Genomic DNA, 15,009 nt, shown 5'->3' on the forward strand with positions numbered 1-15,009 from the left:
ATACTCTAATATTCCTTCTGGTAATATTAAACTTAACAAGGATAACTCAGTGCCTTTATTCATCAATGTAATTTAAAGCACAAAGAAAATTATTTTTCTCTTTAGACCCAACTTTTGAGATTGATCCTGGATTAATTTGCGGTAAATATAGGAAAATTCGTCGCTCTATACCTCCCCCAAAATGAAAAAAGCCTCGAAAACATAGTGTTTTCAAGGCTTTTAGCGGTCCGGACGGGACTCGAACCCGCGACCCCCTGCGTGACAGGCAGGTATTCTAACCAACTGAACTACCGAACCGTGGCGTTTAGCGAGTGCAAATATACACTCCTTATTTAATTGCACAAACAATTTTCGAAAAATAATGTATGTTTCTACCTAAATTTTTGTCGCTCTACCAAAAAGGTGTTGATTATCAGGGAGAAACTATCCTTTACATCTACCTCAACATATTTAATTTTGTACTGGGCACATTTTAGTCGCAGTTCATCAAAGTACGACTTCACTGCCTTTTCATACGCATCCTTAACAGAATCGGCATAAAGATCAATATGAGTTCCGGTTTCCACATCCAAAAATCGCTTGGGGGTATTTTCAAAATCAAATGAGAATTCGGTTTCCTTGTCCAGGACATGAAAAAGGATAACTTCGTGTTTGTTATATTTTAAATGCTGCAAGGCATCAAACAATTTTTCATCATCCTCCGAAGCTTGGAACATATCGGTAAAAAGCACTATTAAACTTCTTCTTTTAATTTTTTCAGCAATCTGATGCAAATAGGTGTAGGTCTCGGTCCGCCTTGCAGGTTTCCGATCCATACTAATCCCACTTAAAGTGGCCAATAGCATTTGATGATGCCGTTCACTACTCTTCTCAGCGGCATAGAAATTATATTGGTCAGAATATACACTTAAGCCCACAGCGTCTCGCTGTTTTTTAAGAATGTTCATCAAGGAGGCAATAGCCAATACCCCAAAACCTATTTTATTTAGGTTTTCTAAGCTTAGCGCACCTACTTCCGGATAATACATGGATGCGGAATTGTCTAAAATCATATGACAACGTAAATTGGTCTCCTCTTCGTAACGTTTGGTGTACAACTTATCGGTCTTGGCAAACAACTTCCAATCTATATGTTTGGTGCTTTCCCCATTATTATAAATTTTATGCTCGGCAAATTCTGCAGAAAAACCATGAAAGGGACTTTTATGAATGCCACTGATAAATCCTTCCACCACCTGATTGGCCAATAATTCCAAGTTTTGGAACAAACTTGCCTTATGTAATTCCGATTGTAGCTCCATAGTGCTAAGATAATGAAGATATAGCCTGGTTGAAAAATAGAAATGCCAAAAATGGAAATCCATATTAAGTACGCTGCAATCAACTTGTACTTTTAGAGGTTTCGAACATTTACTTCATTGAAAATTGGGCATAAAAAAATCCCGCTAAAAGCAGGATTCTTTTTATCATCTATATTCCCTGTTCGGGATTTTGTGACTTATAGCAATGCATCTATAGCATCGGTATATACCTTTTTAGGGGAAACACCAACCTGTCTGTTCACTATTTCGCCATTCTTAAATACCAATACCGTAGGAATATTTCTTACGCCGTATTTAGCTGCAAATTCTTGGTTGGCATCTACATCCACCTTACCAACAACGGCTTTGCCATCGTATTCGGTACTAACCTCATCGATGATAGGACCTACCATTCTACAAGGACCACACCAAGCTGCCCAAAAATCTACTACTACTGGTTTATCACTTTTTAAAACTACCTCATCAAAAGTAGCATCTGTTATTTCTAATGCCATGTTTGTTTTTTTTTAAATATTATACAAATTTAGACAATTATTTTGCCTTTTCCTTACTAACATTATATTCGTTTTGACTATGACTAAATCAATAAAACCTATTCTTTTTCCATTCTTGTGATTTACAACCCAGACAATAGCCATTTGTAAACTTAATTCAATTTGTAATGTACGTCTTTTTCATTAAGCTGTAAGAGCAGTTCACTTGATATTTGTATTTTTTGTTTCCTACAGGTCATGTTTACTTTTATCTGTTCCTCCATCTCATATACCACAAAACTTAAGGGGTGGTTGCCCTGATGAGAAACCAAGGTATCCTTAAGATCTAAAATACTTTCCTCCTTCAATTGGGATATATCCAACTTAATGGTAAGTTTTTTGGCAAAGGTTTCCATTACATCCTGCAACATCATGATCATATTAAACTGCATCCTTGGATCGCCCTTTTTACCGGTATCCCTATTCACCCATCCTTCACGAACAAAAAGTTTAACATACGCAAATGAATTGATCATAAGGAAATGACGAAATTTTAAATATTCTTCCCCAAACATTCTAAATTCGAAAGTATCCGTATAATCTTCCATGGTGAACATGGCCCATCCTTTGCCATTTTTGGAAACCCGGTGCTGCACATCGGTAATTACCCCTGCAAAGGAAACTTCCCTGTTCACTATGGCTTCCAAATCATTTAAATTGGAAAGGCTTGCATTACAGAAAGCCTTTATCTCCGAATTAAAATCGTCCAATGGGTGCCCGGAAATATAGATCCCTACCACTTCCTTTTCGCGACGCAGTTTCTCCATAGTTCCCCATTCCTCGCAGGGCGGCACAACGGGCTCAGGTATCTGCACATCACTGGCCTCTCCAAATAAACTTACTTGGGAGGAATTTTCATTCTCTTGAAATTTGGCCCCATATTTCATGGCTTTTTCCAAGAAGGTAATTCCGTCCCCTTCATCATAAAAATATTGGGCCCTATGGGTATCCCCAAAGGAATCAAAACCACCGGCCACCGCTAAATTTTCGAAAGCTTTTTTATTGGCAGCCCTTAGGTCTATACGTTTGGAAAGGTCAAAAACAGACTTAAATGGTCCTCCTTCCTTTCTATTCTCCACAATAGTTTCCACTGCTCCTCGACCAACCCCTTTTACGGCCCCCATACCAAAACGCACTGCGCCGGCATCGTTGACCGCAAATTTATAATAGGATTCATTTACATCCGGTCCCAAAACATCCAACCCCATTCGTTTACACTCTTCCATAAAGAAGGTTACCTGCTTTATGTCGTTCATGTTGTTGGACAAAACCGCTGCCATATATTCTGCGGGGTAATGTGCTTTACAATATGCCGTTTGGTAAGCTATCCAAGCATAGCAGGTGGAGTGACTTTTATTAAATGCATAAGCCGCAAAAGCCTCCCAATCCTTCCAAATTTTCTCTAATTTATCTACGGCATGTCCTTTTTCCGAAGCCTGTTTTATAAACTGGGGCTTCATTTTATCCAGGACATACTTTTGCTTTTTACCCATCGCCTTACGCAAAACGTCCGCCTCACCTTTGGTGAAATCTGCCAACTTCTGCGAAAGGAGCATCACCTGCTCCTGATACACGGTAATCCCATAAGTTTCCGCTAAATATTCTTCACAGGCATCAAGGTCATATATAATTTCTTCAGTACCGTGTTTACGGGCAATGAAACTGGGTATATATTCCATTGGACCAGGCCGGTACAAAGCGTTCATGGCAATTAAATCGGCAAAAACGGTAGGTTTTAGTGCCCGCATGTGTTTTTGCATCCCGGGAGATTCATATTGGAACACCCCAACGGTTTCCCCTCGCTGAAACAGCTCGTAGGTTTTTTCATCATCTAAAGGAAAATTCTCCGGGTCTAATTCTACGCCGTGTTTGGCTTTTACTATTTTAACGGTATCCTTAATTAGGGTCAAAGTTTTTAACCCCAAGAAATCCATTTTTAGCAAGCCTGCACTTTCCACCACAGAGTTATCAAACTGGGTGCAATACATGTCGGAATCTTTTGCCAAGGCCACTGGTACGAACTTGGTAATGTCATCGGGCGTAATGATTACCCCACAGGCATGGATTCCTGTGTTACGAACAGAGCCCTCCAAAATATAAGCTTGGTTCAGCGTTTCTGACTCCAAGCCATCCCCTTCGGAAATGGCCAGCAACTCGTTGATCTTTATAAGCTCTTCGCTATTGAATTTTGCCTTTAACGTTTTTTCATCGATCCCAATAATCTTTTTCAACTTGGACATATTGGGAATCAACTTGGCCATACGATCTGCATCCCCCAATGGCAAATCCAAGGCTCTAGCGGTATCCCGAATGGACGATTTTGCCGCCATGGTGCCATAGGTGATGATCTGGGCTACCTGATTGGCTCCGTATTTATTGATCACATAATCCATTACACGACCACGGCCTTCATCATCAAAGTCGATATCGATATCGGGCATGGACACACGATCTGGATTTAGGAAACGCTCAAAAAGTAGGTCGTACTTAATAGGATCCAAATTGGTTATCCATAAACAGTAGGCCACGGCTGATCCCGCCGCGGATCCACGACCTGGACCAACGGACACATCCATACTCCGTGCCGCCCTAATAAAATCCTCTACAATTAAGAAATAACCCGGATATCCGGTTTTCTCAATTACCTTGAGCTCAAAATCGAGTCGCTCATCAATTTCAGGTGTAATTTCACCATATCTCTTTTTGGCTCCCTCGTAGGTTATATGTCGCAGATATTTGTTTTCCCCACGTTTACCACCATCAAGTTTATCTTCTTCGAACCTAAACTCCTCTGGAATATCAAAAGCAGGCAACAACACATCACGGGCAAGAGTAAAGGTCTCTACTTTATCTATAACTTCCTGAATATTGGTTATCGCATCTGGAATATCCTTAAAAAGTTCCTTCATTTCATCTGAAGACTTAAAGTAATATTCCTGATTGGGCAAACCATATCGGTAACCACGACCCCGACCTATGGGGGTGGCTTGTTTTTCTCCATCTTTTACACAGAGTAGAATATCATGTGCATGCGCATTCTGCTTTTCCTGGTAATAGGTATTGTTGGTCGCAACTAATTTTATATTATGCTTTTCGGCAAACTGAATCAATACTTGGTTCACACGGTCTTCATCTTCCTGACCGTGACGCATAATTTCTATATACAGGTCATCACCAAAAGTTTCCTTCCACCAAAGCAAGGCTTCCTCCGCCTGGTTTTCCCCAACATTCAATACCTTACTTGGCACTTCCCCGTAAAGGTTACCGGTTAGTACAATTATATCTTCTTTGTATTGCTCAATTACCTTTTTATCAATACGCGGAACATAATACTTACCATCCACAAAGGCAATGGACGACATTTTGGCCAAATTTAAATACCCATTTTTGTTTTTGGCCAGCATTACTATTTGATACCCGTTATCCTTCTGGGATTTATTGGTATGATCTTCACAAACTTGAAATTCGCAACCAATAATCGGTGTAATCTCCAGCTCTGGCTCCGGTAGTTCTTCCAAGGGTTCTTGCCCCTCTTCCAAAGTCCCGTTCTTTGTAGCCTCATACCTCTTTAAATTTTCTTCGTTCCTGGCTACTACACCTTTGTTATGATTTATTACCCCGCTAACGAAATGAAAGGCCCCCATCATATTAGCATGATCGGTCATCGCCACTGCAGGCATTTTAGCCTTGGCGGTCGCCGAAATCAAAGCAGGAATACTAATCGTGGACTGTAAAATGGAAAACTGTGTATGATTATGGAGGTGGGCAAAATTTGCCGTAGCCAAAGTTGCTAAATTCTCCTTGATCTCTTCCTTGGAAATTCCACCTGTATCCTTTTCCCAAAGGGCATCGGCTATTTTCTTTGATGCCTTCTTAAGGTTGATATGCTTTAAGCCTATTAGTTGAATCTCTTGCGGATTGGCTTCGGAGAAATTTTTAAAATAATCCGGCTTAACATCCAATTGTTCTGCCGTGTATTCCTTTTTACGGACCAGTTCCAGGAAACAACGAGTGGTTGCCTCCACATCGGCCGTAGCATTGTGTGCCTCCCCGAAAGGCTCCCCGAACAGATATTGATGCAGCTCCGTTAAGGTCGGCAACTTAAACTTACCGCCACGCCCCCCTGGAATCTGACATAATTGAGCCGTATGTTCGGTACAGGTGTCCAATACAGGCAACTCCTGTAACGAATTTTCAACTTGGTACCGATGAAATTCGGCCCCCATAATATTAAGGTCGAATCCCACATTCTGACCTACTACAAATTTTGTTTTTGAAAGTGCCGTATTGAATTTTTCCAATACTTCTCCGATTGGAATACCCTTTTGTTGGGCCAATTCTGTAGAAATTCCGTGAATTTGTTCCGCATCATACGGAATATTAAATCCGTCCGGCTGTACCAAATAATCCTGACTTTCAACCAAATTACCCATGGCGTCATGCAATTGCCAAGCTATTTGGATACATCGTGGCCAATTGTCCGTGTCCGTATATGGCGCATCCCAGCGTTTAGGCAATCCAGTGGTTTCAGTGTCAAAAATCAGGTACATATGAAGTTTCCTCAGCGGTTAAAAAGTGGGTTAAAATTACAAAAATGACGGCCACAATTAAAGCGCTAGTTGTTAAGAGTTATCAACCTCGGCCATAACTACTTTATTTCCAAAATATTTATTGCCCAATAATAGAAATAGCGTATATTTGCACCCGCTTAAACTTATAAAAGCGAAAAAGAATTAATAACCAAGGGTCGGGCACCCTACAAATTAATGTGATATGCCAGTTAGAATTAGATTACAAAGACACGGTAAAAAAGGAAAACCATTTTATTGGGTAGTAGCTGCGGATTCCCGTGCTAAGAGAGACGGTAAATATTTAGAGAAATTAGGTATTTACAACCCAAACACAAACCCTGCAACTATAGAATTGGATGTTGATGGTTCTGTGAAATGGTTACAGAATGGTGCACAACCTTCTGAAACTGCAAAGAGAATTTTATCTTACAAAGGAGTACTTTTGAAGCATCACCTATTAGGTGGTTTGCGCAAAGGCGCCTTGACCGAAGAGCAAGTTGAAGAAAAATTCAACGCTTGGTTGGAGGAAAAATCAAATATTGTTACCTCTAAGGTAGATGGTTTGGCCAAAGCCGAAGCTGACGCCAAAGCAAAAGCTTTAAAAGCTGAGAAAGAGGTTAACGAAAAACGTATGGCCGCTGCTGCAGAAGCAGAAGCCCCAGCTGCTGAAGAAGTAATCGAGGAAGCTGCTCCTGTAGTAGAAGAAGCTGCTGAAGCGGCTGCGCCCGAGGCAACAGCAGAGGAAACTGCTGCACCAGCTGAAGCTCCAGAAGAGACTAAAGAAAAAGAATAGCTAATTACAAACGATGACAAAGGAAGAATGTTTCTACCTCGGTAAAATCGTTTCTAAACATAGCTTTAAGGGTGAAGTACTCATTAAATTGGATACGGATGAACCCGAATTGTACGAAAAAATGGAATCAGTATTCGTTTCTCTAGGAAACAATCTGGTTCCTTTTTTTATTGAAAAAAGCCAACTTCACAAATCCAGTTTATTACGGGTACGGTTTGAAGAGGTTGCAGATGAATCGGACGCAGATAAGGTAATGGGCTCCGAGATTTATCTTCCCCTAAAGTTTTTGCCCAAATTAAAAGGCAATAAATTCTATTACCATGAAGTAATTGGTTTTGCCATGGAAGACAAGGTTCATGGAAATATAGGAACCATCCAAAGTGTTAACGACACTACCTCCCAAGCCCTATTTGAGGTAGAAAAAGACGACAAACAATTACTTATACCCGTTAGGGATGAGATCATTGTTAAGGTTGATCGTGAAAATAAGACCATTTTTGTTGACACCCCGGAAGGATTGGTCTATCTTTATTTGTCCTAAACTACTCCCTTTTTATTTTTTAAATAGCTGAGAATCGCAATGTAATTTTGCTTATCTTTCTTTATTGCATTCCTTATTAATTGGGTCTAATCCTAAAACATCTTGTTCACTTTAGCTAATGGCGACAAGTGCTGACAACCGGCAACAATTATAAGTATTGCAAAACAGAAAAGAAGAAACTATTCAGTATTAATGAGTTTATTTTATTATTTAAAATGATTCATCCCAAAACAGAATTACAATTCATCAACAAAGAGGTTGGCTATGGCGTGGTAGCCACCGAATTTATTCCGGCCGGTACCATAACCTGGGTGTTGGACAAGTTAGATCGCGATTTTACCCAGACCGAACTTGAATCCTTGGAACCACTCTATCAGTCTATTTTGGACACCTATACCTTTAGGGACAACAAGGGGAGGTTTATCCTTTGTTGGGACAATGCCAGGTATGTGAACCACAGTTTTAATTCCAATTGCCTAACCACGGCTTACGATTTTGAGGTTGCCATTCGCGATATTCACGTTGGCGAACAACTCACGGACGATTACGGGTACCTGAACATTCCCCAGCCTTTTAGGGGCATAGATGAAGGCACCAAAAGAAAAGTTGTATATCCGGATGACCTTTTAAAATATTACAAAGTGTGGGACAAAAAGCTTGAGTTGGTATTTCCAAAAATCCCAAAATTGGACCAACCTTTAAAACCTTTGATTTCCGATGATCAGTGGAACTTGATTACCTCCATTTCCGAAGGCAAAAAAATGATGGATTCCATTAAAAACAATTATTATAAAGCACAGTAAGTGGGACGATAAGTACCCATATTGGCGAGCTATAAAATTTTAGCTGACACCAATACTTTATAGGGCCATAACGATTCAAAATATTATTTTAGCCTTATCAAAACCAAAATAATGTTTAAGAATTTATCCTTAGTTACCCTTGCCCTAGTTTTATTTTCCTGTGCCGAAAAGCAAAAAGAAACGAAACCGGAGGTTCCTCCGAATGTAATTTTAATTTTTACCGACGATCAAGGGTATCAGGATGTAGGTACTTTTGGTTCGCCAAATATTGAGACCCCCCATTTGGACCAAATGGCAAAAGAGGGGGTGAAACTCACCAGCTTTTACTCAGCACAACCCATTTGTTCCGCTTCAAGGGCCGGTATATTGACCGGGTGTTATCCCAACAGAATTGGGATACACAACGCCCTAGGACCTGGTAGTCCCACAGGAATAAATTCAACTGAGATGACTTTAGCGGAAATGCTAAAAGGTATTGGATATAAAACGGCAATTTATGGAAAATGGCACTTGGGCGATAGTCCAAAGTTCTTGCCTACAAGACACGGCTTTGATGAATTTTTTGGTATCCCCTACTCCAATGACATGTGGCCTTATCACCCGCAGCAGGGCACCGTATTCAATTTTGGGCCCCTTCCTTTATATGAAAATGAAACTGTGTTGGACACGCTTACAGATCAGTCCCAGCTTACTACCCAAATAACGGAACGGAGCGTAGATTTTATCATCAGAAATAAAAACAATCCATTCTTCCTATATGTGCCGCATCCACAGCCACATGTACCTCTTTTTGTCTCCGATAAATTCAAAGGAAAGTCTAAAAGGGGATTGTACGGTGACGTAATTATGGAAATCGACTGGTCCGTGGGTGAAATATTGGCCGCATTAAAAGAGAATGGACTGGAAGATAATACCGTAGTGATCTTTACTTCGGACAATGGACCTTGGTTGTCCTATGGCAATCATGCCGGTAGTGCGCTACCATTTAGGGAGGGAAAAGGCACCGCTTGGGAAGGGGCACAACGCGAGCCCTTTATTATGCGCTACCCCAACAAGCTTACCCCTCGAAAAACAATAGACGTGCCGGTAATGGCCATAGATATTCTTCCCACCATTGCAGAAATTACCGGTGCAAGACTTCCAAATTTAACCATCGATGGCAAAAGTGCTTGGCCCCTTTTAACAGGGGAAAGCGAGGAAAGTCCACAAGAAGCTTATTTCTTTTACTACAGGATAAACGAACTTATGGGCGTGCGTTATGGCAAATGGAAAATGTACTTTCCACATACTTACAGGACTATGGATGGCCAAAAACCGGGCAAGGACGGACTTCCCGGGGAATATAAAATGATTGAAATGGAAGAGATAGAACTTTACGATGTTACAACGGACATAAGTGAAACCAACAATGTAGCAGAGGATTACCCAGAAGTGGTAGATAAAATAAAGGTTCTAGCCAATGGCATGCGCCACGAATTAGGAGATTCCTTGCTGGAATTGGAAGGCTTCAAAAACAGGGAACCAGGAAAAGCAGAGTAAACAAACCCACCTTCCGTCAACGAAATAGTAATCCAAAAAAACAAAAATTTTTATGGCCGAACCCTTCCTATTTAAACAGTTCAAAATTCATCAGGATCGCTGTGCCATGAAAATTGGAACCGATGGAGTTTTGTTGGGAGCTTGGACTTCCCTAGAGCAACAACCCCTGTCTATTTTGGATATAGGTGCTGGAACTGGAATTATTGCTTTGATGTTGGCACAAAGAAGCAATGCAGATTCCATTGACGCCATGGAAATCAATGAGGACGCCTATGAGCAATGCATGGAAAATTTTGAAAGCTCTGACTGGGCCGATCGTTTATTCTGTTACCATGCCTCCCTGGATGAGTTTGTTGATGAATTGGACGACAAATACGATCTTATTGTTTCCAATCCGCCATTCTACTCAGAAATGGTCTCCAGTGGAGATGAATCCCGGGATACGGCAAGGCAGAGTCAATCCATGCCATTTGAGGAACTTCTGAGCGGAGTTGCCCAATTAATGTCCCTTAATGGAACCTTTTCAACCATCATCCCTTATAAGGAAGAGGAGGAATTTTTGAATTTGGCCCGTAATTTTAATCTTTTTCCAAAACGGATAACTAGGGTGAAAGGAAATCCTAAATCGGAAATAAAACGCAGTTTAATTGAATTCCAGTTTGGGGATATAGCAGGTACTACCAGCAATCTAACCATAGAATTGGAGCGACATAAGTATACCCGGGAATACGTTGATTTGACCAAAGACTTTTATTTAAAAATGTAACAACTATAGTTTCTGGTGTTATATTTTTAAATAAATCCTTTAATTGTTTATTTTTGATAATAAAATTGATTGTATGCGACCCGATTTATTTGAAGCACCTGATTATTACAATTTAGACGACCTTTTATCCGATGAACATAAATTGGTCCGCGATGCAGCCAGACAGTGGGTTAAGCGCGATATATCCCCTATCATAGAAGAATATGCCCAAAAAGCGGAATTCCCTAAACAAATTATTAAGGGCTTATCGGAAATTGGTGCTTTTGGGCCCTATATCCCTGAAGAATACGGAGGGGCCGGATTGGACCAAATAAGTTACGGGCTTATTATGCAGGAAATAGAACGCGGCGATAGCGGTGTACGCTCCACTGCCTCGGTACAATCTTCTTTAGTAATGTATCCTATTTTCACCTATGGCAACGAAGAACAGCGAAAAAAATACTTGCCCAAACTTGCCTCTGGCGAATTTATGGGTTGTTTTGGATTAACCGAACCCAATCATGGCTCCAATCCTAGTGGCATGGAAACCAGATTTAAGGATAAGGGAGACCATTTCCTTCTAAATGGGGCCAAACTATGGATATCCAATTCTCCATTTGCCGACATCGCCGTGGTGTGGGCAAAAAATGAAGAAGGCCGTATACATGGGCTTATTGTAGAGAGGGGTATGGAAGGTTTTACCACTCCAGAGACCCACAATAAATGGTCCTTGCGAGCTTCGGCGACCGGAGAATTAATTTTTGATAATGTTAAAGTTCCCAAAGAAAATCTGTTGGCCGGAAAAAGTGGACTAGGTGCTCCTTTAGGTTGTTTGGACTCTGCCCGTTATGGGATTGCTTGGGGTGCCATTGGTGCAGCTATGGATTGTTACGACACCGCTTTGAGGTACGCCAAAGAACGCATACAATTTGGGAAACCCATTGCCGCAACCCAACTCCAACAAAAAAAATTGGCCGAGATGATTACAGAAATCACCAAAGCACAATTGCTGGCCTTCCGATTGGGGCAATTAAAAAATGAAGGACGGGCAACTACAGCCCAAATATCAATGGCCAAACGCAATAATGTGGACATGGCCATAAAGATTGCCCGTGAAGCAAGGCAAGTTCTGGGTGGTATGGGAATTACAGGGGAATATAGCATTATGCGCCATATGATGAATCTGGAAAGCGTTATTACCTATGAGGGTACTCACGATATTCACCTACTGATTACCGGTGCGGACATTACAGGCCTTCCTGCTTTTCAATAAGTGCCTTTAATAAGTACAGCATTAACGGAAAAAATATCAAAAATAGCATTAAGGAACCTTAATGCTATTTTTATGATATAGTGAAATCTACACACAATAATAGTGCCTCCTTGAATAGGTTTTTCCAGTCGACAAGTTATGAAGTATTATGCCCAATCTAGGCGTAATCTTACAAAATGCAAATTCATAGAATTAGGAAAATCTAGGTTATATAGAATTTATTTTTTTTAAAATCAAATATTAAGTATATTAACCTATCATATAGATAATATTTACCTATATATATTGATTTTTTAACAATGAAGCAACTTTGAATACTTGCCTTTTTAGTTCCTTGCACGAATTATAGAACCTGGACAATCACCCCCTAATGACCAATTCAAATCGAAATACCGTAGTTTTAGTTGAGCAACTCATGACCGGTGAAGTGCAGGCGTTTGAAAAGTTGATGGAAGGCTACCATAAAAAAGTATTGATCTACGCCTACAGCCTTACCAATGATTATCCACAAGCCCAGGATATTGTTCAAAATGTATTTTTGAGGATTTGGGAACGCAGACAAAATATAAATATCAGGGAATCGTTTCAAGGGCTTTTGTACAAATCGGTTTACAATGAATTTATTGATAATATCAGAAAAAATAAACCGACCACTAGATTGGATGAGGCATATTGGAATGCGGTAAATATTGCTGTGGACGATACCAACAGACAACTTCTAGAAGATAAAATAAGGCTCGTAAAAAGGGAAGTGGAGCATTTACCTACAAAATGTAAGCAAGTTTTTTTATTGAGTAAGCAAGATGGTTTAACCAATATCGAAATAGCTGCATATTTAAATATATCCGTTAAAACCGTTGAATACCAAATTACCAATGCCTACAACATAATTAGAAAAGGAACGGAGATCAAAATAAAGAAATTGGTCCTGATGTTCCTCTCTATGGTTAAATCGGCCTAATCCAAGGTCTATTCCACTTTCACTAATGGCTAAAGAGAAGATTGTAACCTTAAGATGCATCTTCCCCTAGATTTATTTATAAAGTCCACTAATCCTTAGCATCAACAAGAATATTTCACAAAAAAAACCAGACCTGTTTGCTCACGGCAAAAAGGTCTGGAAAATTTAAATAAAGTAAGCATTTATTGCAATAACCACATAAGCGACCATTGATTATTCACAGCAGGTTGCAATCTACCAGTAGCTAGGGTTAAATTATCTTCATTAAAGGGATCCGACAAGATTTGCCTTTTAGGTATATCTTGACCTTGAGCACCTTCAATAACATTCTTTTCCAATTCTGGTAAGCCTATCCTTCTCCAGTCAAACCAAGCTTCAGCTGTCAACCAGCCTGCAATCCACTTTTGATGCATAATAGGTTCCATTTTATTTGATGCATTGGTATAAATTGCTTGGGCATTGGCCATATAAGCGGCCTTATCGAAAGCGACTAGAGAATTGCTACCTTCATCATATACCGCGGAGCTGGCACCGTCAGCAATTTGCCAACGATCAAAAGATTTTTCAATTCCATTCAGGTAGTAATCCATTGGGTTACCACCAATCCAACCGCGTTCACTAGCTTCCGCCAAAATAAACTGGGTTTCGGCGCTACTCATAAACAAAGTAGCCGACAATTCATTCGCATTTTCGGAATATATATTGGTTAGATAAGAGATATGTGGGTTAGATGAATCTCCCAAATAAATATCTGGATCCAGCGCTGTAATACCGGAACGGACATCGGTAACCGTATTTCCCATATTATAATCATTGGGAGCGCTTAGCGCAACCCCAAGTCCAACGAACAACGAAGTATTAACATCATTCGTCAAATCTGAATCGGCATTTCTTGCAGCAATATCTACCGTAGTGTTTCGCCTTACCCTACCATCAACCAATTCCACACCATCTGTAGCACCAGGGAAAATTTGAACATCTACCGGTCTTATCCAAGTCGTTAATCTTGGGTCATTTAAATCGATAAGATCCTTAACAATAGTAGCAGAAGGTTTTCTTCTATAGAATTCTGATCGAAAAGTATACGAAAGTGGTCCCCCAGGAAAACTGTTGTCAGAAGCAGAGCCCACCCATTTTACCGCAGCATTATCACTAATATCCGTCATAATAGGGTTTTCGGTAGGATTGTTGACTATAGACGCTATCTCCGCCGAAGGATCCAAACCTGTAAGTGTTTTTTCCGATAAACGCATACAATATCTCAAGCGTAATGAATTGGCAAATTTACGCCACTTTTGACCGTCACCTTGAAAAACCACGTCTGCATTGGAGGCAATACCGATGGTACCAACACCTTTTAGCATATCATTTGCTGTTGAAAGGTCTGATAATATGCCCAAGAAAACATCTTCTTGTGCATCGTATTTTGGCACAAATGCATCACCTCTCTCCTCGCCATTTATGGCTTCCGAGTATGGGATATCACCAAATGTTGAAGTTAAAAAACCATAAGTATATGACTTCATAATAAGGGATACCGCCTGGTAATACTTTTTTTCATCACCTTCCTTCTCGGTTTCCGCACGGTCATAAATATATTGACTATTGGTTAAGATTGGGAAGAAACTATTAAAATTTTTGGTGTCCCAAACAAAATAGAAGCTATAGAAGTCAACATTATCACGCTGAAGGTATTGGCTGCCAGCACTTACCTCTCTTGCTTTGTAATTGGTTTCAACATCATTTTTAGCTGTAGAGGTTAGTACATTCGTTAGAACAAATCTAATATCTATCTTATTCTCCGGAAGGGTATTGGAGCTTACATTGGTCTCGTCCAGCGAATCACTACAAGAGCACACGGCAAGCATACTCATTGATAGAATGGACCATCTTAAAGTTTTATATATCTTTTTCATTTTTTTATCTAT

At 40.2% G+C, this 15,009-nt stretch carries 11 protein-coding genes and 1 tRNA gene; 7 read left to right on the plus strand and 5 right to left on the minus strand.

The features are described from left to right. Nucleotides 1-223: 223 nt before the first annotated feature. The 4 genes from H4O18_RS13690 to dnaE form a co-directional block, all read right to left on the minus strand. A tRNA-Asp gene (locus H4O18_RS13690) sits at nt 224-297 on the minus strand. 74 nt (nt 298-371) lie between these two features. After that, on the minus strand, nt 372-1,301 hold the full coding sequence (locus H4O18_RS13695) for a DUF58 domain-containing protein (protein ID WP_187585521.1): 930 nt from the start codon (nt 1,299-1,301) through the stop codon (nt 372-374). Between the two features lie 197 nt (nt 1,302-1,498). Next, nucleotides 1,499-1,816 carry a thioredoxin gene (gene trxA, locus H4O18_RS13700; RefSeq protein ID WP_031442126.1) on the minus strand — a complete coding sequence of 106 codons (318 nt, stop codon included), beginning with the start codon at nt 1,814-1,816 and terminating at the stop codon, nt 1,499-1,501. Between the two features lie 152 nt (nt 1,817-1,968). Further along, entirely contained in the window at nt 1,969-6,405 is a 4,437-nt protein-coding gene (gene dnaE, locus H4O18_RS13705) for a DNA polymerase III subunit alpha (protein ID WP_187585523.1), read from the minus strand. A 223-nt stretch (nt 6,406-6,628) separates the two neighbouring features. On the opposite strand from dnaE, the gene H4O18_RS13710 reads away from it, so the two are divergent. The 7 genes from H4O18_RS13710 (at nt 6,629) to H4O18_RS13740 (ending at nt 13,081) form a co-directional block, all read left to right on the plus strand. Then, nucleotides 6,629-7,219: a 30S ribosomal protein S16 gene (locus H4O18_RS13710; RefSeq protein ID WP_187585525.1), complete on the plus strand. Its 591-nt coding sequence runs from the start codon at nt 6,629-6,631 to the stop codon at nt 7,217-7,219. A gap of 13 nt (nt 7,220-7,232) precedes the next feature. Then, nucleotides 7,233-7,760 carry a ribosome maturation factor RimM gene (gene rimM / locus H4O18_RS13715; protein WP_187585527.1) on the plus strand — a complete coding sequence of 176 codons (528 nt, stop codon included), beginning with the start codon at nt 7,233-7,235 and terminating at the stop codon, nt 7,758-7,760. Between the two features lie 215 nt (nt 7,761-7,975). Beyond that, nucleotides 7,976-8,563, plus strand: coding sequence for an SET domain-containing protein (locus tag H4O18_RS13720; RefSeq protein ID WP_187585530.1), 588 nt, complete (start codon nt 7,976-7,978; stop codon nt 8,561-8,563). A gap of 111 nt (nt 8,564-8,674) precedes the next feature. After that, nucleotides 8,675-10,102 (plus strand): sulfatase family protein, encoded by a 1,428-nt coding sequence (locus H4O18_RS13725; RefSeq protein WP_187585532.1) that lies wholly within the window; start codon nt 8,675-8,677, stop codon nt 10,100-10,102. Nucleotides 10,103-10,154: 52 nt separating this feature from the next. Then, on the plus strand, nt 10,155-10,868 hold the full coding sequence (locus H4O18_RS13730; RefSeq protein ID WP_187585534.1) for a tRNA1(Val) (adenine(37)-N6)-methyltransferase: 714 nt from the start codon (nt 10,155-10,157) through the stop codon (nt 10,866-10,868). A gap of 73 nt (nt 10,869-10,941) precedes the next feature. Continuing rightward, the gene (locus tag H4O18_RS13735; RefSeq protein WP_187585536.1) at nt 10,942-12,120 is read left to right on the plus strand and encodes an acyl-CoA dehydrogenase family protein; all 1,179 of its coding nucleotides are present in this window, start codon (nt 10,942-10,944) and stop codon (nt 12,118-12,120) included. Nucleotides 12,121-12,490: 370 nt separating this feature from the next. Then, complete coding sequence (locus H4O18_RS13740; protein WP_187585538.1) at nt 12,491-13,081, plus strand: RNA polymerase sigma factor; 591 nt, start codon at nt 12,491-12,493, stop codon at nt 13,079-13,081. 182 nt (nt 13,082-13,263) lie between these two features. On the opposite strand, the gene H4O18_RS13745 is transcribed toward H4O18_RS13740, so the two are convergent. After that, nucleotides 13,264-14,997 carry a SusD/RagB family nutrient-binding outer membrane lipoprotein gene (locus H4O18_RS13745; RefSeq protein WP_187585540.1) on the minus strand — a complete coding sequence of 578 codons (1,734 nt, stop codon included), beginning with the start codon at nt 14,995-14,997 and terminating at the stop codon, nt 13,264-13,266. Nucleotides 14,998-15,009: the final 12 nt, after the last annotated feature.

It is taken from the genome of Arenibacter arenosicollis (genome assembly GCF_014397245.1).
Taxonomy (GTDB): domain Bacteria; phylum Bacteroidota; class Bacteroidia; order Flavobacteriales; family Flavobacteriaceae; genus Arenibacter; species Arenibacter arenosicollis.

Bases quoted from the DNA above. Each gene is read 5' to 3' on its own strand.
- H4O18_RS13740 (WP_187585538.1), top strand. From the start codon at position 12,491: ATGACCAATTCAAATCGAAATACCGTAGTTTTAGTTGAGCAACTCATG.
- H4O18_RS13710 (WP_187585525.1), top strand. From the start codon at position 6,629: ATGCCAGTTAGAATTAGATTACAAAGACACGGTAAAAAAGGAAAACCA.
- H4O18_RS13725 (WP_187585532.1), top strand. From the start codon at position 8,675: ATGTTTAAGAATTTATCCTTAGTTACCCTTGCCCTAGTTTTATTTTCC.
- H4O18_RS13735 (WP_187585536.1), top strand. From the start codon at position 10,942: ATGCGACCCGATTTATTTGAAGCACCTGATTATTACAATTTAGACGAC.
- H4O18_RS13730 (WP_187585534.1), top strand. From the start codon at position 10,155: ATGGCCGAACCCTTCCTATTTAAACAGTTCAAAATTCATCAGGATCGC.
- dnaE (WP_187585523.1), bottom strand. From the start codon at position 6,405: ATGTACCTGATTTTTGACACTGAAACCACTGGATTGCCTAAACGCTGG.
- H4O18_RS13695 (WP_187585521.1), bottom strand. From the start codon at position 1,301: ATGGAGCTACAATCGGAATTACATAAGGCAAGTTTGTTCCAAAACTTG.
- rimM (WP_187585527.1), top strand. From the start codon at position 7,233: ATGACAAAGGAAGAATGTTTCTACCTCGGTAAAATCGTTTCTAAACAT.
- H4O18_RS13745 (WP_187585540.1), bottom strand. From the start codon at position 14,997: ATGAAAAAGATATATAAAACTTTAAGATGGTCCATTCTATCAATGAGT.
- trxA (WP_031442126.1), bottom strand. From the start codon at position 1,816: ATGGCATTAGAAATAACAGATGCTACTTTTGATGAGGTAGTTTTAAAA.
- H4O18_RS13720 (WP_187585530.1), top strand. From the start codon at position 7,976: ATGATTCATCCCAAAACAGAATTACAATTCATCAACAAAGAGGTTGGC.